We start from the raw sequence: 21,725 nt of genomic DNA, 5'->3' as shown, positions 1-21,725 counted from the left end.
GACACATCATCACACAGCGAGGCGACAAAACCCCAGTGCTGCGCGGCCAGCCTTTACGCCGCCCTCCGCTTCAACCGCACGCGACGACCCTGGACAGCCGCCAGACTGACTCCACATAGTCGTCAGGAGATGCGTCGGGGAACCCACCGGGGCTTCACCCTGACTGCAGGACGCGCATCTCGGCCAGGCTCCAGGTCCCTGGGCGGCCATAATCCGCTGCCCCACCAGAACCTGTTCCTGCGGACGCGCGGTCGACGGTAACGCCGACCACTCGGTGCCGCTGTTGGCTTCCCATGTGGGCAGGCTGATCTGTAGCCCGCCATAGTCACCGTTGCCAGTACTGGCCGCCCAGTTACCGCCGGATTCACATTGCGCGATGGCCTCTCAGTTGACGGCGTCCGCATGTGCACCACCGGTCGAGGGAGCGGCTGACAGGGCCACGATCAACCCGGCGATCGCGGCCGCAACGGACAACGTGCGCCACGTCCTCATAACAGCTCGACCTTGCTGACCAGCCACCGGCCGTCGACCTTCTGCATGGTCATCTTGATGCGGGTGCGATCGATCTGCGGCTCGGGGGTAGCCCAGGCTGCTCACCGACTGATCGACCGTCAGGAGAACCTGAACCTTGTTCGTGCTGGCGGATTTGACGGCCGATTCGACGACCTTCCCGCGCGTCTTTACTTTGTTGTTGACGATGTACCGACTGTGCTGCCCGCTGCATATTTCTCCGCGGCAGCCAGTGCCTGCTGAGCCGCGCCATGTGCGCCGTGCACGGCGAAGGTTGTCGGCGGTGCGGATCCACGCAGCGGACGCTGGCAGGGGGCTGTCCAAGACCGAATGCGGGTTGCACGCCTCGTGACGACCCTGGTGCTGACCGCACATGGCAGTGCCGATCCGCGATCGGCGGTCAATGCCCGGGCCGGTGGGACTGTGCGACCACCGCTTTCGCGACCGGCTCCGGCCCCTCGGTGGCGCACCGCTTCGAGCAAGCGGTTTACGAAGACCGCGTAGCAGGCTGAACCGCCGACCAACTCTCGGTGTGGGCTCGCTGCCTACGATGCACTTTCTGCCTTGCTCTCGATATTTTTGACTGCGGCTGGGTCGTTTTCGGTGACGCCGATTTTCGCCGCGCCCCCGGGTGAACCGAGCTCTGTGAAGAAGTCGGCATTGATCTGACTGTATTCGCTCCACTGCTCGGGCAGGTCGTCTTCGTAGTAGATTGATTCAACCGGGCACACCGGTTCACAGGCACCGCAGTCGACGCACTCGTCTGGGTGGATGTAAAGCATCCGAGCGCCCTCGTAGATGCAATCGACCGGGCATTCTTCGATGCAGGCCTTGTCTTTGATGTCGACGCAGGGTTCTGCTATCACGTATGTCACGAAAGTGTCCTTCCTTGTTGCTATCCATAAGTCCAGGGGCGACCTGTCAGCTTGGCAGGACTCAGCCGTGCCCGATCCGCAGTAGCTCGCTCAGGCTGGCGAGTTTGACACGTGGCCGGCCGTGCGGCTTGCCGGCGGATCGCTCGTGCTCGTCGATCAGCGCCCAGTGCGCACCGGTGACCAGCTTGGACTGCCGGGACGCCAGCCAGGCGGCGATTGTGTCGGCGTGGTTGGCCCCGTAATCGACCAGCCTGGTCCGTGACATATCCGCGAGCAAGGTGTCGACGGTCTCCTGGGAGTCTTTCTTGTTGGTGCCAATCACCCCACTCGGTCCGCGCTTGATCCATCCGACGACGTACTCGTTGCGGCTGCCTTCCACCCGGCCGTTGATATTGGGGATGGTCCCGCTTCTCTCGTCGAACGGCAGGCCAGGGGTGGGCACGCCGCGGTAGCCGACCGCGCGGACCACTAACTGTGCGGACAGCTCGTCGCGCACGCCGGTGTCTTTGGCCACCACCCGCCCGCTGGCGTCGCTGACCAGCTCGTTGCGCCCGAGAACGATCTTCTCGACCCGCTCACCACCTTTGATTGCGGTCGGAGAAGTCAGAAATCTGAACACGATTCGACGGTGTCCCGGCCGGAGTTCGCGGCTGGCGTAGTCACGCAGTACCTTGATGTTCTGCTTGACTGTTTTGCCCGCGGCTGCCGCATCGCCTTCACTGATGCCCTCCAGCTGTGCGGGGTCAACCACCACGTCGACACCGTCGAGGTCTGCCAGTTCACGCAGCTCCAGTGTGGTGAACGCCGCTTGCAGCGGGCCACGCCGGCCAACGATCACCACTTCTCGGATTCCGCAGGGCCGCAGCGACTCCAGGGCATGGTCGGCGATGTCGGTCGTCGCGAGCACGTCAGGATCGGTGACCAGGATCCGCGCGACGTCAAGTGCGACATTGCCGTTGCCGACGACCACGGCCCGGGCGCCCGATAGGTCAGGCTGCATGTGCTCGAAGTTCGGGTGGGCGTTGTACCAGCCCACGAAGTCGACCGCGGCGATGCTGCCCGGCAGCTCTTCACCCGGAATGTTCAGCGCCCGATCCGATTGCGCCCCAACGGCATAGATTACCGCGTCGAAGTATTGCACGAGTTCGGCCGCCGCGACGTGCTCCCCAACGCTGACATTGCCGAAAAAGCGAAAGCGGGGATCTTCGGCGGTCTTTGCGAATTGTGCGCTGATCGATTTGATCTTGGGGTGATCAGGCGCAACGCCGGAGCGCACCAGCCCCCACGGTGTCGGTAGCATTTCCAGCATGTCGACTCTGACGTCGACAGCCTCGGAGGAGTCGGCAGCCTTGAGCAGCGACGCCGCGGCGAAAAACCCCGAGGGGTCGGAACCCACAACTGCAACATGGTAGGGACGCATACTCAAACCTTCCTACGTCGTTGGATATCCCCGGCCGCTCGATTGATCCGAGGCCGCGTTGGTTGGATGGTTCATGCTTCCCATACTTGTCGCTTTGAAACCCTGCTACTAGAGGCCTGGAAATTGTGGAGCCACAAGACTGCATTGTGTCCGCGATCCATCGTTGATTGCCAAGGAGCCAACCGCTAGCAGTGCTCCGAGAATGGTAAGAGTTCGATGCGTGCCGGCTGTGGAACAACGCAAGGCCTAACGCGGCGGCAGGGCGCTGCCAGCCGGCTACCCCACGCGGCCTGTCGATTACCCAGGCCCGTATTATGATGGAAAGCAAGTGTTTGAACTGCGCACAAGGCCGATTAGTGAATTGATCAACGATAATGCTGAGTTCTCGTATGCCCGAACTCGCTTCGCTCGAAATCTTTCTGGCAATCGCGAAGACGGGGAGCCTCGGCGGCGCCGCCCGTGAATTCGGGCTGACCCAACAAGCTGTGTCCGCGCGACTGGCGTCGCTCGAAGCGCAGATCGGCGTAGGGTTGGCCGTTCGGACGACGCGCGGCTCGCAACTCACGCCTGCCGGTGTTCTCGTCGCCGAATGGGCCACCCGCTTGGTTGAACTCGCCCACGAGGTCGACGCGGGGCTGGGTTCGCTGCGGGCCAAGAGCCGGGAGCGGATCAGGGTGGTGGCAAGCCAGACGATTGCCGAATGCCTCATGCCGCAGTGGCTGGTCTCCCTGCAGGCCGCCAGATCAGGCAGCGGCACCGCTCCCGAAGTGATACTGACCGCCACGAACAGCGAGCGAGCGATCGCATCGGTTCGCGACGGCACCGCCGATCTTGGCTTCGTCGAAAATCCAGGTTCGCCAAACGGATTGGGAAGCTGTGTGGTGGCACACGACGAGCTGGTGGTTGTCGTGCCGCCAGGACACAAATGGACCCGAAGGTCACGACGCGTCAGCCCCGCCGAACTCGCCCAAACACCCCTGGTCACCCGCGAACCTCCCTCAGGCATCCGCGATTCACTCATCGTGGCTCTTCAGCAGGCGCTGGGCGACGACCTGCAACAAGCACCGGCCGTGCTCGAATTATCTTCGGCTGCTGCTATGCGCGCCGCAGTCCTCGCCGGCGCTGGTCCGGCGGTCATGAGCCGGCTGGCCGTGGCTGACGACCTTGCGGTAAGTCGGCTAAGCGCCGTAACGATCCCGGAGCTAAACTTGCGGCGCAAGCTTCGAGCTATCTGGCTCGGTGGCCGCACCCCGCCCGCCGGTGCAATACGAGATCTCCTCAGCCACATCAATACCTGAAGACCAAAGCCGCGCAAATATCGGGAGATGAAGGTCAGGCTGCAGCTTGGTGAGCCACCGCCTGGTCATAGCGGTCCAGCACGGTCTCGCGTACCCGTATTTCGGCGAATGACAGCTTGCAGTATTCGATCCCGGTGCAGGCCATAAGGTTTCGGCCCAGCATCGGGTTGGTAGACAGCCCGTCGCCGACCCAACAGATCCATTCCCGGTCCATGCTCGGTGTGGTTGACACCGATGAACGCGACATCGTGGGTCTCATGGGAAACGTCCTGCAAACCCGAGATCGCGGTCTGGTATTTGCGAGTCGTCCGCAAGCCCCACGGATGGCCGTGACAGTCTGAATTGGCCCCAGGAGGGCGGCTTGAAATGGCCCCACCTGTGTGGCGAGAGGGTGTCGCTGTGACGGTCTGATTTGGCCCCACCTCACCTGTGATCGGTGACCCGGTCGGGTGAACAGCATGCGATCCCTTGGCGGGCCCCTGGCGAGTCGAAATTCACTGGTAACTCACAGGTGTCAGGGCAGGTCATGGGTGGTTCCTGGATTAGCTTGACGCTTAGCCGTTTTCAAGGGGGTTAAATGGGCCGCGCGCATCGGATCAGCGACTGGAACCCCGAGGACGTTGTTGCTTGGGAGGCCGGCAATCAGCAGATCGCGCGACGCAACCTTCTTTGCATGATGGCGGCCGACCACGTCGCCTTCTCCATTTGGGCCCTCTGGTCGGTCATGGTGTTGTTCATGCCGGAATCGGTGTACGGCTTCTCAGCGGCCGACAAATTACTGCTGGGCGCCACTGCCACTCTGACTGGGGCCTGCCTGCGCATCCCCTACACGTTAGGAATTGTGACCTTCGGCGGGCGCAACTGGACAACGTTTGCGGCGCTGGTGCTGTTGATCCCCACCGTCGGAACAATTGTGTTGCTGGCCAATCCCGCCCTGCCGCTGTGGACGTATGTGGTGTGTGCGGCACTCACCGGTTGTGGCGGCGCCAACTACGCCGCGTCGCTGACCAACGTCAATGCCTTCTACCCGTTGCGGCTCAAGGGTTCGGCACTGGGGATCGTAGCCGGCATCGGCAATCTCGGTGTGGCGATAGTCCAAGTGGTGGGGCTGCTGGTGCTGGCGGTCGCCGGCAACCGCCAGCCCTACTGGGTGTGCGCGATCTACCTAGTTTTATTGGCTGTCGTCGCGGTTGCCGCGGCACTGTTCATGGACAACCTCGAATGTGGTACCCCGATGAACTCGATGCGGATGATCATGTTCGAGCGCGACACGTGGGTGCTCGCACTGCTGTACGTCGGCACCTTCGGCACGTTTATCGGGTTTTCATTCGCGTTCGCCCAGGTGCTGCAGATCGACTTCATCGCCGGCGGACAAAGCACCGCGCAGGCATCGCTGCACGCCGCCGAATTCGCATTCATCGGGCCGCTGCTAGGGGCGGTGGCCCGCATCTACGGCGGTAGGCTCGCCGACCGCTTCGGCGGCAACCGCGTCACCCTGGCCGTCTTCACCGGCATGGTCGCGGTCGCCGGAGCGCTGGCCGGCGTTAGCACTTACGACGACCACACCCCAGGGCTCACAACCAGCGCCACCATGATCGGCTATGTCGTCGTTCTCCTCGCCTTGTTCATCTTGGCCGGGCTCGGCAAAGGGTCGGTGTTCAAAATGATCCCTGCGGTCATCGAAGCGCGGAGCCACACGTTGCCAATCAGCGACACCGAACGCCGCCACTGGTCACGAAACATGTCGGGAGCACTGATCGGGTTTGCCACCGCGGTCGGCGCGCTCGGCGGCGTCGGCGTCAATCTGGCGCTGCGGCAGTCCTACCGGTCCACCGGTGCGGACACAACGGCATTCTGGATCTTTTTCGTGTGGTACACCGTCGCGGCAGCAGTCACCTGGTCGATGTATGTGCGTCGCCGCGCCGCGAGCGACTTGATCGAGCAGGCTGCGCGGCCCGCGCCGGTACCACCGCTTGCCGACGCTGGACTTGTTCGATGACCGATTCCAGGTCAAAGCGACCGCTAGTAGACGAGTCCATCGGCGGCACCGACCCTTTGATTGGAGTGCTTCGATGACTGGCGCCGACTCTGCCGGCGCACCTGTGGAAGTGTCTGACCACGTCTTTCCGCGGGGATGCGTTGGCTAGCCTTACGCTTGTGCTGGTCGATTTTTGGGCGATGTGGTGCGGGCCATGCAAGATGGTGACGCCGGTACTGGCCGAGATCGCCGCCGAGACGGCCGGGCAGCTCACCGTCGCCAAACTCGACGTCGACGCCAATCCGGAAACCGCCCCGCAATTTTTCAGGCGGTCTCGATCCCCCACACCTGTTCAAAGACGGCCAGCCGATCAAAACGGATCGTCGGAGCCAAGGAGAGGGCGGCGTTACTTCGGATTAGCATTAGCCGACGCCATCCCCAACGTCGGCTAATCCGAAGTTGCGACACGATTCGCCCGGCATTTTCCCGAATATGGCGCCATGATGCGACGTTCACGCTACTTACGTCAGCGCTTCAGGCCCGTGGATGCAGCGATCTCGTCGCCAACCAGCGGTACCCGGGTGGCGTGTGCGTACACGGTGTCGCCCTCATTCAGGCCAAGTGCCTCGGCGTCGCCCCGGGTGATCTGAGCGGTGAACGGCCCGCCGGTGGCGGCATTCGTCAACTCCACGCGCACCTCAAAGCCGAGCATCACCACGCGGTCGATGGTGGCGCGGACGACGCCGGCGGCTTCGGCGGCGCCGTCGCGGGCGGCGATCTTCATATCCGGTCTGCGGCCCACCCGGATGTCGTGCGGACGAACCAGGGTTCCGTTCAGCGACGACACCGCGCCCAGAAACGACATCACGAACGAGTTCGCCGGGGCGTCGTAGACGGCGGTGGGGGATCCCACCTGCTCGATACGACCGTCTTTGAGCACGGCAATCCGATCGGCGACGTCGAGCGCCTCCGCCTGGTCGTGGGTGACCAGCACCGTGGTGACATGCACCTCGTCGTGCAGCCGGCGCAGCCAGGCCCGCAGGTCCTCGCGGACCTTGGCGTCCAGCGCGCCGAACGGTTCGTCGAGCAGCAGCACTTGCGGTTCCACCGCCAGCGCGCGTGCCAGCGCCATGCGCTGACGCTGACCGCCGGAAAGTTGGTTCGGGTAGCGACCCTGAAACCCGCTGAGCCCCACGACGTTTAGCAGGTTGTCGACCTTCTCGGCCACCTCGGCCTTGGGCCGCCGCCGAATTTTCAGCCCGAAGGCGACGTTGTCGCGGACAGTCATGTGCTTGAAGGCCGCGTAATGCTGGAACACGAAGCCGATGTCCCGCCGCTGCGGCGGCACCCCGGTGACGTCGCGGCCGTTGATCGTGATGGCGCCGGAGTCCGGCTGATCAAGTCCGGCGATGGCGCGCAACAGGGTCGACTTGCCCGAACCGCTGGGCCCCAACAGTGCGGTCAGCGAGCCGGCGGGCACCTCGAAGTCGACATTGTCCAGTGCGACGAAGTCGCCGTAGCGCTTGTTGGCACCCCGCACGACAATCGCGTTATTCATAAGCGCCACTCCTCCTCATCGCTTCGCTCTGCATCGTCGTCGGCGCAGTTCATAAGCGCCACTCCTCCTCAGGCCTGCTTGGCGGTTCGTTTACGCCGAGCATCGAGAATCACCTGGACGATCAATACCACCACGGACACCGCCATCAGCAGCGTTGAAAGGGCGTAGGCGCCGTACTCCTCGCCCCGCTTATAGCGGTCGGAGACCAGCAGCGTCAGGGTCTGGGATTTTCCCGGCAGGTTTGACGACACGATGAGCACCGCGCCGTATTCACCCAGGGTTCGCGCGATCGTCAGCACGATCCCATAGGTGAGACCCCAGCGGATCGACGGCAGCGTGATCCGCCAAAACGTCTGCCACCAACTCGAACCCAGCGTCGCCGCCGCCTGCTCTTGATCGGTGCCCAGCTCATGCAGGACCGGCTCCACCTCTCGCACCACAAATGGGAGCGTGGCGAAGACGCTGGCGAGGACGATACCGGGCAACCCGAAGATGATCTTGAATCCGAAGTCTTTCTCGACGAAGCCGAGCAGTCCGGCCGAACCCCACAACACGGTCAAGGCCGCGCCGACAACGACGGGCGAGACCGCGAACGGGAGGTCGATGATCGCTTGCAAGATGCCCTTGCCGCGGAACCTGTTGCGCGCCAGCATCAAGGCAGTCGGGATACCGAAGACCACGTTGAGCGGCACCACAATCGCCACCACCAGCACGGACAGATTCAGCGCGGACACCGCCGCCGGTGTGCTGACCCATGCAAAGAACTGACCCAGACCGGGCGCGAAAGTCCGCCACAAGATCAACCCAACCGGGACGACGAGCAGCACCGACACATAAGCCAGGGCAACGAACCGAATCACATAGCGAACCCGCGGCGAAAGTGTCATGCCGACAACTCCTCACGCTTAGCCCCACGCGACCCCAGGCTGCGCAGGACCAAGAGCACAACGAACGAGATAGCAAGCAGCACAATCGATATCGCAGCCGCGCCGGTACGGTCGTCGTTTTCGATCAACGTCCGAATCCACTGTGAGGACACCTCGGTTTTGCCGGGAACCGCCCCACCGATCAGCACCACCGACCCGAATTCGCCGATGGCCCGCGCGAACGTCAGGCCCGCACCGGTGAGCAAAACCGGAGTAAGAGAGGGCAGCACGACAGTGGTGAAGATTGTTGCGTTGCCGGCACCCAGCGACGCGGCCGCTTCCTCGGTCTCATGGTCGATTTCAAGCAGCACCGGCTGAACGGCCCGCACCACGAATGGCAACGTGACGAACGCCAGCGCCACGCCAACGCCCCACGCGGTGTGCTGCAAGTGCAGGCCAACGGGGCTGTTCGACCCGTAGAGGGCCAGCAATACCAGGCTGGCAACAATCGTGGGCAGCGCGAACGGCAGATCGATGATGACGTCGACGAGCCGTTTTCCCGGGAAGTCGTCGCGTACCAGAACCCAGGCGATCAGCAGACCGAAAACCATGTTGAGGACGGTGACGCCCGCGGAGATCGTCAGCGTCACCCGGAAGGACTCGAGTGCCGCGTTCGACGTAACCGCCAGCCAGAACGCCCGCCAGCCGCCACCGACCGATTGCCAGACGATCGCGGCCAACGGAAGCAGCACGATCACCGACAGCCACACCATCGCCACGCCGACCCGCAATGGCGTGCCATCGCGGCGGGAACCCCTGCGGCCCAGCGCATCGTCGCGTGTGCGTCCAGTCACCTCCTGCGTTATCGCCGCGATCATCCGGTGGCCTGCATGTAGATCTTGGTGATGCTGCCGGACTTCTTGTCGAACAATTGAGCATCCACGCTGTCCCAGCCGCCCAAATCAGCGATCGTCCACAGCTTGGCCGGCGTTGGGAACTGGCCGCGCACATCGGCAGTGACGGCCGGGTCGACCGGCCGGAAGCCCGCTGCAGCCCAAAGCTTCTGGGCCTGCGCGGTGTACTGGAAGTTTTTGAACGCAGTGGCGGCGTCCAGGTGAGCGGTGCTAGCCACCACCGCCACCGGGTTCTCGATTTTGAATGTCTGCGGTGGGTTGAGATGGGTGACCGGCTTGCGTTGGCGCTCGGTGATGATCGCCTCGCTCTCGTAGCTGATCAGCACGTCACCGCTGCCTTGGAGGAAAACATCGGTAGCCTCACGCCCGGATGCCGGGCGCAGTTTGACGTGCTGGCTCACCAGCTTGTTGATGAAGTCAATGCCCGCTTGCGGGTTGTGGCCTCCGCTGCTCTTGACGGCGTACGGGGCAAGCAAATTCCACTTCGCAGACCCTGAGCTCAGCGGGCTGGGAGTGATGACTTCCACGCCTGGCCGCAACAGGTCACCCCAGTCCTTGATGTTCTTCGGATTACCCGGCCGCACCACCAAGGTCACCACTGATCCGAACGGGATGCCCTTGGTTGCGTCTTTGTCCCAGTTGCTGGAAACCTTGCCCGCCTTGACGAGTCGGGCGATATCAGGCTCCACCGAAAAGTTGACGATATCGGCGGGTTTGCCGTCGACAACACCGCGTGACTGGTCACCCGAGGCGCCGAAGGAAGTAATCACCTCAACGCCTTTGCCTGCCGGTGAGGAAGTAAACGCTGGAATCACCTTGCTCCAGCCGGGTTCTGGAGCCGAATAAGCCACCAGCGTGATGCTCGTCCTCGCCGTGGCTGCTCTACCACGGCCGATGACGTCGCTGGCACCGCCGTGACACGCAGCGATGACGCTGGCGGCGACGGTCAACCCGAGAACGTGGCGCCAACGCGCGGGCCCACTGACGTCGTCGGGCAATGATCAACCTTTCGGTGGCGGGATTAACAAAACCGGTCCGGCCGCTACGGAAAGGCGATATCAGCAGTTGGCAAAGAAGTCCGCCGACACCCGACCGCGCGGGGAGGAGGTCAGCGACAACAGTGCACGTCAGCCACAGTGCAATCGCCCACGGCAATGAGCGCCAAGATATGGCGCACTTTGTTGCCGGGCGCTGCGTGCATGGCGGAAGCCTAACAGAATCGGCTTAAGCCGCAGCTCGACCCGCGCAGGTCAGTGGGTCACCAGCCAGGCGACGATCACCAGCATCACCAGAATGACCAGCACTAATGTCACCTGAGACCGCGGCATGCCCGTCCTTCTCGTCATCCGGGTTGCTTATCGCTGCGCCGAACGCGCCTCACCGGCCGGATGCCCGTTATGCCGTAACCCAGCAGCGCGTCCAACACCACCGCGACGAGGTAGGCCAACGCCAGCACCACCGGCATCGCCACAATGGTCTGCAAAACGAACCCCAGCCCCGACAGCCACAGCTCGACGCCGTCCCACCAACTGAGGATCGCATTCATCGGGCCCACCCTATTCCGCGTCACCGATGAAGCCAACTGGCCCACGGGCGCCTGCGGTAGATGCCAGCCAGGTCGGCACATCATCACCGCTGTGCTGCGCGCGACCCGCGCCGAGGAAGAAGCCGACAGCACCGAAGTTTTTCAGCCCGCCAACGCGCCCTTGTAGGACCGATCAGCTCAAGGCGCTGACTTTATCCATCATCGCGTGAGCGACGTCGACGGCGCTGGTCTTCACGGTCGCCGAACCCGGGTCGGGACGGTCGGCGATCGCCGAAGAACACCACCTCGACCTCGACCAGGCAATTCAGCCGGACACCGATGGCACGCGCCTGCGGGGTAGCCAACCGCGGCGGCATGTTGGGCAATACCGGGGTCGCGGTATTAGTCGCTGCGACAATAGTTTTGGACGCATTGGCAACGCGGACGTCAGTGAGCGCGTTCGTCGTGCTGATCGGGCCGGTTTGTTCCGTTGTCGTCGCGCCGTTGCACTGCTGCCACTGCTTGGAGAATTGGGCGAAAAGTTCCTCGGCTTGTGCGGCAGTGGGCAATGTGACCACGCCCTCCATCACGCTGATCACTTGCGCCGGTTCACCGTCGTTCCACCAGGATTCGTACGCGATATCTTGGACGTCGGCGGACTCGTAGACGCTTTTCTGCATCATCGCCGTGACGCCCCGGCAACCGGGGCCCGACGGGAGTCTCCGGCTGGAAGAGCTTGTCGGGACCGCCGGCTTCAGCCGGTTGGCGGGCCACGAAGGGCTGGCTGAGCATCCTCGTCAGCGCGACGTTGTCGAGAGGCACCAAGCTGACGGTTTCCCCGGTCAGCGGGCGCGGTTTCAGGTTCGGTGCCGGCTTCGCCGCGCCGTCGACGACCGAGCCGCAGCCCGCTGCCAACGCGGCAAGCACTACCAATGCCATCGCCGATCCAACCGTCCGCATGGCTCCTTGGTACCCTGGCCACCCCGGTATCGCTGCGCGGCGCGGCGGCCCTCAGCTCAGGCTGCTGACCTTGTCCATGATCGCGTGCGCGATGTCGACGGCAACGCCGGCGGGTCGTTGGTTCGCGAAAAAGGCGACATCAACTTCCACAGCGCAATTCGCTCGGACGCCAACGGCCCGAGCATTGGCGATCGTATAAGACGTGCCGGATTCCACGGTGGCGGTGAGCACGGAGTCGCTGGCTCGCACATCGCTGATGACCGCCCGTGGACCGCCGCCGCTCGGGAAGTGCGCCGTTACCGTTTTGTCGTTGCAGCGCTTCCACTCCTGGGTGAACTTCGCGAAGAGCGCATCGGCGGCTACTGCCGCGGGAAGCGCTACCACCGCCTCCAATACATCGATTACCTTCGCGTTTCGGACGCCGACGGTCCACCAGCTTTCCTGCGCGACGGTCCTGATATCGGCGATTCCGTAGCTGCTTCGGTGGAGCTCGAAGACCACTCCGGCGCATTCACTCGGTGTGGCGGGCAAGCCGAAAAGCAGCTCGCGACCTCCGAAATGCGGCGGCAGCTGTGCCTTGCTCTTGAACAGCTGGCCGATGATCTGGGTAAGTTCGGGAGCGTCGAGCAGCACCTGCTTGACGGTCTGTCCAATGAGCGGATGCGGCGCGAGACTCGGCGCCGGAACTACTTTGCCACTGGTCGTTGCCGTGCATCCGGCGGTCATGCAGCCAGCCGCCAACGCCGCAACAAGCGCGACCATCAACCACCCGATACGCATGAGCGGACAATACCGTCGCCGCCGAGGGTCGTATCGCACCAATCGTCGCCGCGAGACTGCTGCCATGGTCGTGATCGCCTCCCGAAGCACAGCCATGTGCGCAATCTCGACGCGCAAGGCCCTATTTCTTGGCCTTGTCGCCTGCCGAGTCCGTAGACAGCGCAGCGACGAACGCTTCTTGCGGCACGTCGACGCGGCCGATGGTCTTCATCCGCTTCTTGCCTTCCTTCTGCTTCTCCAGCAGTTTGCGCTTGCGGGTGATGTCACCGCCGTAGCACTTGGATAGCACGTCCTTGCGGATGGCCCGAATATTCTCGCGGGCAATGATCTTCGAACCGATCGCCGCCTGTACCGGCACCTCGAACTGCTGGCGTGGGATCAGTTCCTTGAGCTTGGTGGTCATCTTGTTGCCATAGGCGAACGCCGCGTCCTTGTGCACGATGGCACTGAACGCGTCGACGGCCTCACCTTGCAGCAGGATGTCGACCTTGACCAGCTGAGCCTGCTGCTCACCGGCCTCCTCGTAGTCAAGGCTGGCGTACCCGCGGGTGCGCGACTTCAGCGCGTCGAAGAAGTCAAAGATGATCTCCCCCAACGGCATTGTGTAGCGCAGCTCCACCCGTTCGGGTGACAGGTAGTCCATCCCGCCGAGTTCGCCGCGGCGCGACTGGCACAATTCCATGATCGTGCCGATGAATTCGCTGGGGGCGATGATCGTGGTTTTGACGATGGGTTCGTAGACGCTGCATACCTTGCCTTCCGGCCAGTCCGACGGGTTGGTCACGACGATTTCCGTGCCGTCTTCTTTGACCACCCGGTAGACGACGTTCGGCGACGTCGAAATCAGGTCCAGGTCGAACTCGCGCTCCAAGCGCTCCCTGGTGATCTCCATGTGCAGCAGACCCAAAAATCCGCAGCGGAAGCCGAAACCCAGCGCCACCGACGTTTCCGGCTCGTACGTCAGCGCCGCGTCGTTGAGCTGAAGCCTCTCCAGGGCGTCGCGCAGGTTCGGGTAGTCGGAGCCGTCGACCGGATACAGCCCGGAGTAGACCATCGGTTTGGGTTCGCGGTAACCCGTCAGCGCCACGGTGGCGCCGTGCCGCGCGGTCGTGACGGTGTCGCCGACCTTGGACTGGCGAACATCCTTGACCCCGGTGATCAGATAGCCCACTTCCCCCGCGCCCAGACCATCGCTGGGCTTGGGTTCGGGCGAGACGATGCCCACCTCGAGCAGTTCGTGCGTGGCGCCGGTGGACATCATCGCGATGCGCTGGCGCGGCGTGATCCTGCCGTCGACGACGCGGACGTAGGTGACCACGCCGCGGTAGATGTCGTACACGGAGTCGAAAATCATTGCGCGCGTGGGTGCCTCGGGGTCGCCCTGCGGCGGCGGTACTTGCTTGACCACCTCGTCGAGCAGTTCGGGCACGCCTTCGCCGGTCTTGCCGGACACCCGCAGCACGTCGCCGGGCTCGCAGCCGATGATGTGCGCGATTTCGGCGGCGTAGCGCTCGGGGTCGGCGGCGGGCAGGTCGATCTTGTTGAGCACCGGGATGATCGCCAGATCGCGGTCCAGCGCCAGATACAGGTTGGCCAGCGTCTGCGCCTCGATGCCCTGGGCGGCGTCGACCAGTAGCACCGCGCCTTCGCAGGCTTCCAGGGCGCGCGACACCTCGTAGGTGAAGTCGACGTGGCCGGGGGTGTCGATCAAGTGCAGGACGTGGTCGGTGGTTCCCACCCGCCACGGCAGGCGCACGTTTTGCGCCTTGATCGTGATCCCGCGTTCCCGCTCGATGTCCATCCGGTCGAGGTATTGGGCGCGCATCGACCGCTCGTCGACGACGCCGGTGAGCTGCAGCATCCGATCCGCCAGCGTGGACTTGCCGTGGTCGATATGGGCGATGATGCAGAAGTTCCGAATCTGCGCCGGCGCAGTGAAGGTTTGGTCGGCGAAACTACTGATAGGAATCTCCTGGTGAAGCGGGCTTAGGCGCTTCCAGGGTATCGGCGGACGGGTGCTGCAGCACAATCGCAGTGGAAGGGCCGGCCGACACGAACCCCGGAGAGATCCTCCGGGGGTTCGTTTTGGAGTGAAACCGTTACAGCGCGCCGAGGTCGAAGAACCCGGCCAGGTCGGCCAGGCCGGCGTCGAAGAAGGTTGTGGCGGCTCCCACGTCGGTGCCCGTGGCCAACGCTGTGGCGATCTCGTGCGTCGATCCGAACAGATCGGCAGCTGGAATCAAGTCAGCGTTGCCGTTTAGCAGCCCGTACACGTCTGCGTTGTAGGCGTCGTCGAACTCCACCAGCGCGGCCGTTGTCCACCACGTAGGCACCTGGGTTAGAGGCGGCATTAGCAACCGGGTTGACCCCGTACAGCTCGTAGTCGAGGGTCGTCGGCGTCCCGCTGTCTGGTGCGTCCGCCAGCGGGATGGTGTCGAACGGCTGGGCGGGCGTGCCTGGGATGACCGCGCGGCCGTCGCCCGCCAAGCCGGCTTCGCCCTGAAAGATGGCGTTCAGCGATGAAATCTCGCTCTCGACCGTGGTGGTCAGGTCGTCCGCGGAGGCAAGCGGCGCCAACGCCAGTGCCGCCCCGGCGACGAAGCCGCCGATAACGGCGATTTTGCGAATGCTCATAGTCATGCCCTTTTCGGTATGTCCGCCGGCGGCCAGGTGCGTTTACCGCCGGAGGTCCCCCAGCAGCGCTGCGAAAACCTGAGTGGGGCCTAACAATTAGCCTTGCGATAAGCATGAAAACACTCAGAAATCTTAAGTAACGCATCTACTTCGTTTAACTTGCGGTCGCGGGTGCGCCTTCCGCGGGGTTTTGCGTTCCCCCGTCACCCTGAGGCAGGGCGAACGCGAGGGCGCCACGGCGTCCAGATAGCTCGCTATGCTGCGAACATGGCGTCACAGTGGCGGACGTTGCAGCGGTTTCAGAGGAACCTCGAGAATCTGGTGTTCAGCGAGGCGCCGAAGCTGATCCGGCAGCTGCAACAGTCGCCGAGTGTGCAGCGCGGCATCAAGATCGGCTTGGACCTGATCGCGGCCAGCGCGTCGGAATCGCCGACCGAGATCGCCGCGGGTCGCCCGGTGACCAGCAACAGCGTTCCGACCGCGCGCCGGGCCCGCAAGCTGGTCTACTCGCCCAACTTGGACGGCCGGGCCGACCCCGGCGAAATCGTCTGGACGTGGGTGACCTACGAGGACGACCCCACCCGCGGCAAGGACCGCCCGGTGCTGGTCGTGGGACGCGACCGCAACACGCTGCTCGGGTTGATGATGTCCGGCCAGGAGCGGCACGCCGCCGACCGGGACTGGGTGGGGATCGGTAGCGGAAGCTGGGATAGCGATCAAAGGCCCAGCTGGGTGCGCCTGGACCGGGTGCTCGACGTCCCCGAGGAGGGCATCCGCCGGGAGGGCGCGATCCTGCAACGCGCCGTGTTCGACGTGGTGGCCGCCCGGCTACGACGCGACTACTCCTGGAGCTGAAACCCGTTAAACCCATGCCTAGTGGCCAGTTATGGCACGTAGTGGGCGCTGAAGCGGGTGTTAAGTGGCCACTCGGCGCGACTGATCAACCGTGGGTGATGTAGAACTGGAGCTGCTCCTGCTCAGCCTCCAACTCCTCCATCCGCGTCTTCACGACATCACCGATGCTGACGATCCCGATCAACTTTCCGTCCTCGACTACCGGGACATGTCGGACCCGGTTTTCGGTCATCAGCATGGTGAGGCTGTCAACCGTGTCGGACTTACTACAGGTCGACGTCACGGACGTCATGATGTTCGACACTGGTCGCGATAGCACCGACGCGCCGTGAGCGTGCAGTTGGCGTACGACGTCACGCTCAGAGACGATGCCGACGACGCCTTCGGGCCCGACCACCACCATCGCACCGATGTTGTGACCGGCGAGCCCGGCCAGTAATTCGGTCACCGTCGCGTCGGGGTTGATTGTCATTACCGCGGCGCCCTTGTTCCGTAGCACGTCTGCAATGCGCATCCAGGCCTCCCGCCGATAGTGATCCTGTTCACACCAGGCTACGGCGAGATCGGTCATCGGGAAAGCAACCTGCGAAAATCACGCCAACATTGTTATGCACCCCGAGGACCGTCCGCGCTAGCCTCCGCAACCTGCCTGCCAGAGAAGCATTGCGAGCCAGTTGGGTTAGCGAATTAAACGGCGACAGACCAGGATTTGTAGCATACCGTTGAGTCACGATCGAGATCACGCTGCTCGGGACCGGCAGCCCCATCCCGGACCCGGATCGTGCCGGCCCCGCCACTCTGGTGCGGGCCGGCGGGCACGCCTTCCTGGTGGATTGCGGGCGCGGCGTGCTGCAACGCGCGGCGGCAATCGGCTTGGGCGCCAACGGTTTATCGGCCCTACTGATTACCCACCTGCACAGCGACCACATCGCCGACCTGGGCGACGTGATGATCACCCGTTGGGTCACCACATTCGCACCCGATCTCACACCGCTGCCGATCATCGGGCCGCCGGGGACCGCCGCGGTGGTCGACGCGGCGCTGAAAGCCTTCGGCCCCGACATCGGCTACCGGATCGCTCATCACGACGACCTGACCTCCCCGCCGCCGGTTGAGGTACACAAATACACCGACGGCACAGTGTGGGACCGCGACGGCGTGTCAATCCGGGTGGCGCCCACCGACCACCGGCCGGTGGCGCCGACGATCGAGTTTCGGATCGAAGTCGGCGGCGCTTCGGTGGTGCTGGCGGGTGACTATCACTCGTCGGTGCAAGAGGCGGCCACCACCGCGTTCGACGGGCGGATCGAGCTCGGCGACGACCTACACCGGGTGGAGGTGACAGCGCGCGGGTGACTCACCCAGTCCGGATATCGCTGCGCCGCAGCGGCAACCGGGCACCGGCCACCATCAGCCAGGCCAATGCCGAAACCCGCGCGACCGGCAGGATGACTCCGAGCGCGGGCCAAACCAGCACCAGCGTGGCCAATTCGGAAAGCGCTGCGATCACCACCCCGGCCAATGCCAGCGGCCGGGGCAACAGCCCCAGGATCAGGCTGGGCACGGCCATGCCGGCAACCAGAAGGCCTAGGGTCACTATGTGCCCGGGGCCACCGACCAGAAACACCAGGAAGTACAGCGCGCGAACCAACACGCCGTCGGCGCTGATCTCTGGTCGTGACAGTGTCCAGCCCACCAAACCGGCCAGGCCCAGGAAGCTCGCCGCCAAGGTTCCCCCGACCAACGCGATCGTCGCGCCGGGGGCGATAACTCCGAGCTGACGCAACCGGGCACTGGCGGTGGCCGCGTAGATGGCCAGCGGCACCGAGGATCCGAACACCGCCACCGCGATGACCTGCACCGCCACCGGCTGGGCCCGGACGTACTGCTGGACCGCGGCGGCCAGGCCGTACGGCAGCGGCATCACGCCGCCGATCCCAACTCCGATCGCCAGACCACCGAAGAGCAGCCCAACGCGGTCATCGCAATCTCGGGCGGGCGGCCGAGCCGGCAAAACGCCGCCGCTAGCTATGCGAGCCGGGTGATTTCGACGACGACGTCGAGGTCGGTGGCGCCCTGCCCGGAGTAAATGCCCTTCAGCGGGGGCACATCAGAGTAATCACGGCCGACGCCGATGCTGATGTACTGCTCGGTGATCTCGCTGTCATTGGTGGGGTCAAGATCCCACCAACTGCCGGTCCAGACCTGAAGCCAGGCATGGCTTTGCCCGTCGACCGTGTCCCCCACCGCCGCATCCGAGTCGGGATGGCGATAGCCGGACACGTAGCGTGAGGGTATGCCCATGCCGCGCAATATGATTAGCGAAAGGTGCACGAAATCCTGGCAGACGCCTTTGCCCTCACGCAACGCGTCCAGCCCTGACGAATGGACACCGGTAGTGCCGCGAACGTAGTCCAGTTCGCTGCGAACCCACTCCGTGGCGGCGGCGACGGCTTCAGCTGGTTCGTGGCACTTGGCGATCTGCTTGCCCACGGCTGCAATACGTTTGCTTGCCGGTGTGTAGTCGCTGGCGCGAAGCACTTCGTCGAACCGGTCGATCACCGATTCGCTGTGCAAGTCGGCCCAGGTGACTTTTTCGCTCGGCGCCTCCGCTCGGTCGGTCTCCACGACCGACGAGGCGGTGACCGTCAATTCGGTGTGCGGCGCGTGCAAGTCGAAAGCCGTCACCGCGGTGCCCCAATAGTCGATGTAGCGGTACGACCGGGTGGACGGGACGGTTTCGATGCGGTTGAGTACGACGTTTTGCCGGGTATCCGATCGCGGCGTGAGCCGGGCCTCGTTGTAGGACGCCGTCGCCGGCGACGGATAGGCGTATCCAGTGGCGTGCAACACCCGCAGCCGCCACATCAGGTCTTCGCCTGTCGCGCCGGCAACGGCTCGCGGTGCGCGGCGTCGGACCAGGCGACCCACGGGACAGCGTGAAAGTACTGAACCGCCAATGCTTCTCCGACGTCATAGCAAGTTTTTTGCAGGCTGGCCAGCCGCGTCTCCAGCGATCCGAGCAGCACACCCGGCCGGATGAATTCGAGCTCGCTGCGAGCTCGCCCGAGCAACCGCTGCGCTTCGGCGGTAGAACCGACCCGGCTGTGCGGATGGCGCAGCAATTCGTCGAGGTTGTGCTCGGCCATCTTCAGCGAGTAGAACACCGAACGCGGGAACAGCCGGTCGAGCAGGATGAACTCGACCACCCGGTTGGCGTCCAGCACACCGCGATACGTGCGCAGATAGGTGTCGTGCGCACCGGCCGAGCGCAACACCGTCACCCACGCGGGCGAGGAGGCGCTGTCCCCGACCCGCGACAACAACAACCGCACCGTCATGTCCACCCGCTCGATCGCACGGCCCAGCAGCATGAAGCGATACCCGTCGTCACGCGACAGCGTCGAATCGGCGAGCCCCGCGAACATTGCCGCGCGGCCCGCGATATACGACAGAAACTCATGCGGGCCAAGGTGTTTAGCAGCCCGCTCGCGTTCACCCAGCGCGTTGAAAGTGGCGTTGAGGCACTCCCAGGTTTCGGTGGACGTCACCTCGCGCGCAGACCGCGCGTTCTCCCGCGCAGCCGAGATCGCATCGACGATGGAGCTGCCGCCCGGGGTGTTGCGGCGAAACGCCACCAGGTCGGTCAGCGACCAGACATCCAACTCCGTGTCGGGCGGCTCAATTCCCAGCACGTGCAGCAGCACTCGGGAGGTGTGATCGGGGTCGACGCTGGAATCCTCCAGCAGTTGGTGCACGGCGACGTCGAGGATCCGCGCGGTGTCATCGGCACGCTCGGCGTAGCGACCGATCCAATACAGTGCCTCGGCATTGCGGGCCAGCATCAGCCGATCGCCGCCTGCTGGTGTTGCTGTTGAGCGGGCTGCTCGCGCGTCGGGCGCAGCTGCGGCTGTTGTTGCTGCTGAGAGGCTTTTTCGCCGTCCACCTCGCCGTCGGGCGTGGTGACCGCGGCGGGCAACGAGCGCACGATTTCGGCGGCACCCAGCTCGCGGTCGGCCACCGAGGTGCGCGTCGCCAGCACCCAGGTGTCCTTGGAGCCGCCGCCCTGGCTGGAGTTCACCACCCGCGACCCCTCGACCAGCGCCACCCGGGTCAGGCCGCCGGGCAGCACCCACACGTCCTCGCCGTCGTTGACCGCGAACGGCCGTAAGTCGACGCATCGGGGTGTCAACTTGTCTCCGACCTGTGTCGGGACTGTCGACAGCTGCATCATCGGCTGGGCGACCCAGCCCCGCGGGTCGTCGCGGATCTTCTTGCTGATCGCGGTCAAGTCCTTGGTGGACGCCTCCGGGCCGAAGACGATGCCGTAGCCGCCGGAGCCATCGACCGGCTTGATCACCAGCTCGTCGACCCGGTCCAGCACCTCCTCGCGTTCGTCGTCCAACCAGCACCGGAAGGTGTCCACGTTGGCCAGCAACGGCTTCTCGCCGAGGTAATACTCGATGATCGTCGGCACGTAGGTGTAGACGAGTTTGTCGTCGCCCACCCCGTTGCCGACGGCGCTGGAGATCACCACGTTGCCGGCCCGGGCGGCGTTGAGCAAGCCGGCCACTCCCAGCACCGAATCAGGGCGGAACTGCATCGGGTCCAGGAACGCGTCATCGATACGCCGATAGATGACGTCGACCTGGCGCTCTCCGTGCGTGGTGCGCATGTACACGTGGTTGTCGCGGCAAAACAGGTCGCGCCCTTCGACCAGCTCGACACCCATCTGCCGGGCCAGCAGGGAATGCTCGAAATACGCCGAGTTGTAAACGCCGGGTGTCAGCACCACCACCGCGGGGTCGGCCTCGTTGGTGGCCGCGGAATTACGCAGCGCCCGCAGCAGGTGCGCCGCGTAGTCGTCGACGACGCGCACCCGGTGGGTGGCGAACAGGTTGGGAAAGACCCGGGCCATCGTGCGCCGGTTCTCAATCACATAGGACACCCCCGACGGCGAGCGAAGGTTGTCCTCCAGAACGCGGAAACTTCCTTTCTCGTCACGGATCAGATCGATGCCAGCGACGTGGATTCGCACACCGTTGGGCGGCACGATGCCGGCGGCCTGCCGGTGGAAATGCTCGCAGGAAGTGATCAGGCGGCGCGGGATCACTCCGTCGTTCAAGATTTCCTGATCGCCGTAGATGTCATCCAGATAGCACTCGAGCGCTTTGACCCGCTGGGTGATGCCGCGCTCCAACCGCGTCCACTCGGCGGCCGAGATCACTCGCGGGACCAGGTCCAGCGGAAACGGCCGCTCCTGGCCGGACAACGAGAACGTGATGCCCTGATCGCTGAACGCCCGGCTCAGCGCCTCGGCGCGGGCCATCAGGTCGGAGGCGTCCGAAGCGGCGAGCGCGGCGTGAATGCCCTTGTAGGGGCCGCGGACATTGCCCTGCGCGTCGAACATCTCATCGAACGCCTCGAGGTAGCTGCTGGCGGTGTTGTAGCCGTCGAAGATACGCTCGTAGCGCTTCGACGGCCGCGAGTCGCCGCGCGGCTGCCGCCTGGTCTCGAGGGGCACGGTTCGAAGGGGCATCTTGTCATGCTGC

The 21,725-nt window shown here is 64.3% G+C and carries 23 protein-coding genes and 4 pseudogenes; 6 read left to right on the top strand and 21 right to left on the bottom strand.

Annotated features, from left to right (window positions below):
- Window positions 1-9: 9 nt before the first annotated feature.
- Together M5I08_RS11525 and M5I08_RS26760 are read right to left on the bottom strand one after the other, a co-directional pair.
- Window positions 10-378 carry a transglycosylase family protein gene (locus tag M5I08_RS11525; protein ID WP_219065918.1) on the bottom strand — a complete coding sequence of 123 codons (369 nt, stop codon included), beginning with the start codon at window positions 376-378 and terminating at the stop codon, window positions 10-12.
- Window positions 379-488: 110 nt separating this feature from the next.
- Window positions 489-672: pseudogene (locus M5I08_RS26760) on the bottom strand (hypothetical protein); the annotation flags it as partial.
- A 90-nt stretch (window positions 673-762) separates the two neighbouring features.
- Here M5I08_RS26760 and M5I08_RS11520 point away from each other — a divergent pair.
- Window positions 763-862, top strand: a pseudogene (locus tag M5I08_RS11520) (phosphoadenylyl-sulfate reductase); the annotation flags it as partial.
- 193 nt (window positions 863-1,055) lie between these two features.
- Here the strand turns inward: M5I08_RS11520 and fdxA are convergent.
- Window positions 1,056-1,385: a ferredoxin gene (fdxA, locus tag M5I08_RS11515; RefSeq protein ID WP_219065775.1), complete on the bottom strand. Its 330-nt coding sequence runs from the start codon at window positions 1,383-1,385 to the stop codon at window positions 1,056-1,058.
- Window positions 1,386-1,446: 61 nt separating this feature from the next.
- On the bottom strand, window positions 1,447-2,805 hold the full coding sequence (locus M5I08_RS11510) for an FAD-dependent oxidoreductase (protein ID WP_219065774.1): 1,359 nt from the start codon (window positions 2,803-2,805) through the stop codon (window positions 1,447-1,449).
- 371 nt (window positions 2,806-3,176) lie between these two features.
- Here M5I08_RS11510 and M5I08_RS11505 point away from each other — a divergent pair, with 371 nt between their 5' ends.
- Window positions 3,177-4,103 (top strand): LysR family transcriptional regulator, encoded by a 927-nt coding sequence (locus tag M5I08_RS11505; RefSeq protein ID WP_219065917.1) that lies wholly within the window; start codon window positions 3,177-3,179, stop codon window positions 4,101-4,103.
- A gap of 34 nt (window positions 4,104-4,137) precedes the next feature.
- Here M5I08_RS11505 and M5I08_RS11500 read toward each other — a convergent pair whose 3' ends face one another.
- Window positions 4,138-4,335, bottom strand: a complete 198-nt coding sequence (locus M5I08_RS11500) for a hypothetical protein (protein WP_249763473.1) — start codon at window positions 4,333-4,335, stop codon at window positions 4,138-4,140.
- Between the two features lie 345 nt (window positions 4,336-4,680).
- Between M5I08_RS11500 and M5I08_RS11495 the strand changes: the two genes are divergently transcribed.
- Window positions 4,681-6,102 (top strand): MFS transporter, encoded by a 1,422-nt coding sequence (locus M5I08_RS11495; protein WP_219065773.1) that lies wholly within the window; start codon window positions 4,681-4,683, stop codon window positions 6,100-6,102.
- Between the two features lie 73 nt (window positions 6,103-6,175).
- A pseudogene (locus M5I08_RS11490) lies at window positions 6,176-6,533 on the top strand (thioredoxin domain-containing protein).
- A gap of 74 nt (window positions 6,534-6,607) precedes the next feature.
- Here M5I08_RS11490 and M5I08_RS11485 read toward each other — a convergent pair.
- The 11 genes and pseudogenes from M5I08_RS11485 to M5I08_RS11440 form a co-directional block, all read right to left on the bottom strand.
- Entirely contained in the window at window positions 6,608-7,639 is a 1,032-nt protein-coding gene (locus M5I08_RS11485) for a sulfate/molybdate ABC transporter ATP-binding protein (protein ID WP_219065772.1), read from the bottom strand.
- 68 nt (window positions 7,640-7,707) lie between these two features.
- A complete protein-coding gene (gene cysW, locus M5I08_RS11480; RefSeq protein WP_219065771.1) occupies window positions 7,708-8,526 on the bottom strand; it encodes a sulfate ABC transporter permease subunit CysW in 819 nt (272 codons plus the stop codon).
- A complete protein-coding gene (gene cysT / locus M5I08_RS11475) occupies window positions 8,523-9,383 on the bottom strand; it encodes a sulfate ABC transporter permease subunit CysT (RefSeq protein WP_219065770.1) in 861 nt (286 codons plus the stop codon). Before cysT ends, cysW begins: the two co-directional genes overlap by 4 nt.
- The gene (locus tag M5I08_RS11470; protein WP_219065769.1) at window positions 9,380-10,417 is read right to left on the bottom strand and encodes an extracellular solute-binding protein; all 1,038 of its coding nucleotides are present in this window, start codon (window positions 10,415-10,417) and stop codon (window positions 9,380-9,382) included. The genes cysT and M5I08_RS11470 overlap by 4 nt, the downstream gene beginning before the upstream one ends.
- Before the next feature lie 110 nt (window positions 10,418-10,527).
- Complete coding sequence (locus tag M5I08_RS26755; RefSeq protein ID WP_370328608.1) at window positions 10,528-10,620, bottom strand: Ms4533A family Cys-rich leader peptide; 93 nt, start codon at window positions 10,618-10,620, stop codon at window positions 10,528-10,530.
- Window positions 10,621-10,761: 141 nt separating this feature from the next.
- Complete coding sequence (locus tag M5I08_RS11465) at window positions 10,762-10,974, bottom strand: hypothetical protein (RefSeq protein ID WP_249763349.1); 213 nt, start codon at window positions 10,972-10,974, stop codon at window positions 10,762-10,764.
- 182 nt (window positions 10,975-11,156) lie between these two features.
- Window positions 11,157-11,627 carry a sensor domain-containing protein gene (locus M5I08_RS11460; RefSeq protein WP_249763263.1) on the bottom strand — a complete coding sequence of 157 codons (471 nt, stop codon included), beginning with the start codon at window positions 11,625-11,627 and terminating at the stop codon, window positions 11,157-11,159.
- A gap of 328 nt (window positions 11,628-11,955) precedes the next feature.
- Window positions 11,956-12,684: a sensor domain-containing protein gene (locus tag M5I08_RS11455; protein ID WP_219065767.1), complete on the bottom strand. Its 729-nt coding sequence runs from the start codon at window positions 12,682-12,684 to the stop codon at window positions 11,956-11,958.
- A 121-nt stretch (window positions 12,685-12,805) separates the two neighbouring features.
- A pseudogene (gene lepA / locus M5I08_RS11450) lies at window positions 12,806-14,753 on the bottom strand (translation elongation factor 4).
- 30 nt (window positions 14,754-14,783) lie between these two features.
- Window positions 14,784-14,957: a hypothetical protein gene (locus M5I08_RS11445; RefSeq protein ID WP_219065766.1), complete on the bottom strand. Its 174-nt coding sequence runs from the start codon at window positions 14,955-14,957 to the stop codon at window positions 14,784-14,786.
- Complete coding sequence (locus M5I08_RS11440) at window positions 14,929-15,318, bottom strand: hypothetical protein (protein WP_219065765.1); 390 nt, start codon at window positions 15,316-15,318, stop codon at window positions 14,929-14,931. Before M5I08_RS11440 ends, M5I08_RS11445 begins: the two co-directional genes overlap by 29 nt.
- A 267-nt stretch (window positions 15,319-15,585) precedes the next feature.
- Here M5I08_RS11440 and M5I08_RS11435 point away from each other — a divergent pair, with 267 nt between their 5' ends.
- Entirely contained in the window at window positions 15,586-16,173 is a 588-nt protein-coding gene (locus M5I08_RS11435; RefSeq protein ID WP_219065764.1) for a type II toxin-antitoxin system PemK/MazF family toxin, read from the top strand.
- Between the two features lie 85 nt (window positions 16,174-16,258).
- Here M5I08_RS11435 and M5I08_RS11430 read toward each other — a convergent pair whose 3' ends face one another.
- On the bottom strand, window positions 16,259-16,687 hold the full coding sequence (locus tag M5I08_RS11430) for a CBS domain-containing protein (protein WP_219065763.1): 429 nt from the start codon (window positions 16,685-16,687) through the stop codon (window positions 16,259-16,261).
- 218 nt (window positions 16,688-16,905) lie between these two features.
- Between M5I08_RS11430 and M5I08_RS11425 the strand changes: the two genes are divergently transcribed.
- Window positions 16,906-17,529, top strand: coding sequence for an MBL fold metallo-hydrolase (locus M5I08_RS11425; RefSeq protein ID WP_219065914.1), 624 nt, complete (start codon window positions 16,906-16,908; stop codon window positions 17,527-17,529).
- Window position 17,530: 1 nt separating this feature from the next.
- Here the strand turns inward: M5I08_RS11425 and M5I08_RS11420 are convergent, their stop codons facing one another.
- The 4 genes from M5I08_RS11420 to M5I08_RS11405 all read right to left on the bottom strand — a co-directional run bounded on the left by M5I08_RS11420 (window position 17,531) and on the right by M5I08_RS11405 (window position 21,712).
- Entirely contained in the window at window positions 17,531-18,097 is a 567-nt protein-coding gene (locus M5I08_RS11420; RefSeq protein WP_249763348.1) for a hypothetical protein, read from the bottom strand.
- A gap of 104 nt (window positions 18,098-18,201) precedes the next feature.
- Window positions 18,202-19,041 (bottom strand): transglutaminase family protein, encoded by an 840-nt coding sequence (locus M5I08_RS11415; RefSeq protein ID WP_219065762.1) that lies wholly within the window; start codon window positions 19,039-19,041, stop codon window positions 18,202-18,204.
- The gene (locus tag M5I08_RS11410) at window positions 19,041-20,018 is read right to left on the bottom strand and encodes an alpha-E domain-containing protein (RefSeq protein ID WP_219065761.1); all 978 of its coding nucleotides are present in this window, start codon (window positions 20,016-20,018) and stop codon (window positions 19,041-19,043) included. The genes M5I08_RS11415 and M5I08_RS11410 overlap by 1 nt, the downstream gene beginning before the upstream one ends.
- Window positions 20,018-21,712, bottom strand: a complete 1,695-nt coding sequence (locus M5I08_RS11405) for a circularly permuted type 2 ATP-grasp protein (RefSeq protein ID WP_219065760.1) — start codon at window positions 21,710-21,712, stop codon at window positions 20,018-20,020. Before M5I08_RS11405 ends, M5I08_RS11410 begins: the two co-directional genes overlap by 1 nt.
- Between the last annotated feature and the right edge of the window lie 13 nt (window positions 21,713-21,725).

Source organism: Candidatus Mycobacterium methanotrophicum, from assembly GCF_023515995.1.
In the GTDB taxonomy this organism is placed as follows: domain Bacteria; phylum Actinomycetota; class Actinomycetes; order Mycobacteriales; family Mycobacteriaceae; genus Mycobacterium; species Mycobacterium methanotrophicum.
Note: the sequence above shows the minus strand (reverse complement) of the source record. Positions and strands in the feature narration are given on the sequence as shown.

What these genes read in the sequence shown, in the direction of transcription:
- M5I08_RS11510 (WP_219065774.1), bottom strand. Translation starts at nt 2,805, where the DNA reads ATGCGTCCCTACCATGTTGCAGTTGTGGGTTCCGACCCCTCGGGGTTT.
- M5I08_RS11495 (WP_219065773.1), top strand. Translation starts at nt 4,681, where the DNA reads ATGGGCCGCGCGCATCGGATCAGCGACTGGAACCCCGAGGACGTTGTT.
- M5I08_RS11485 (WP_219065772.1), bottom strand. Translation starts at nt 7,639, where the DNA reads ATGAATAACGCGATTGTCGTGCGGGGTGCCAACAAGCGCTACGGCGAC.
- cysW (WP_219065771.1), bottom strand. Translation starts at nt 8,526, where the DNA reads ATGACACTTTCGCCGCGGGTTCGCTATGTGATTCGGTTCGTTGCCCTG.
- cysT (WP_219065770.1), bottom strand. Translation starts at nt 9,383, where the DNA reads ATGATCGCGGCGATAACGCAGGAGGTGACTGGACGCACACGCGACGAT.
- M5I08_RS26755 (WP_370328608.1), bottom strand. Translation starts at nt 10,620, where the DNA reads ATGCACGCAGCGCCCGGCAACAAAGTGCGCCATATCTTGGCGCTCATT.
- M5I08_RS11460 (WP_249763263.1), bottom strand. Translation starts at nt 11,627, where the DNA reads ATGATGCAGAAAAGCGTCTACGAGTCCGCCGACGTCCAAGATATCGCG.
- M5I08_RS11455 (WP_219065767.1), bottom strand. Translation starts at nt 12,684, where the DNA reads ATGCGTATCGGGTGGTTGATGGTCGCGCTTGTTGCGGCGTTGGCGGCT.
- M5I08_RS11440 (WP_219065765.1), bottom strand. Translation starts at nt 15,318, where the DNA reads ATGAGCATTCGCAAAATCGCCGTTATCGGCGGCTTCGTCGCCGGGGCG.
- M5I08_RS11435 (WP_219065764.1), top strand. Translation starts at nt 15,586, where the DNA reads ATGGCGTCACAGTGGCGGACGTTGCAGCGGTTTCAGAGGAACCTCGAG.
- M5I08_RS11430 (WP_219065763.1), bottom strand. Translation starts at nt 16,687, where the DNA reads ATGCGCATTGCAGACGTGCTACGGAACAAGGGCGCCGCGGTAATGACA.
- M5I08_RS11420 (WP_249763348.1), bottom strand. Translation starts at nt 18,097, where the DNA reads ATGCCGCTGCCGTACGGCCTGGCCGCCGCGGTCCAGCAGTACGTCCGG.
- M5I08_RS11415 (WP_219065762.1), bottom strand. Translation starts at nt 19,041, where the DNA reads ATGTGGCGGCTGCGGGTGTTGCACGCCACTGGATACGCCTATCCGTCG.
- M5I08_RS11410 (WP_219065761.1), bottom strand. Translation starts at nt 20,018, where the DNA reads ATGCTGGCCCGCAATGCCGAGGCACTGTATTGGATCGGTCGCTACGCC.
- M5I08_RS11405 (WP_219065760.1), bottom strand. Translation starts at nt 21,712, where the DNA reads ATGCCCCTTCGAACCGTGCCCCTCGAGACCAGGCGGCAGCCGCGCGGC.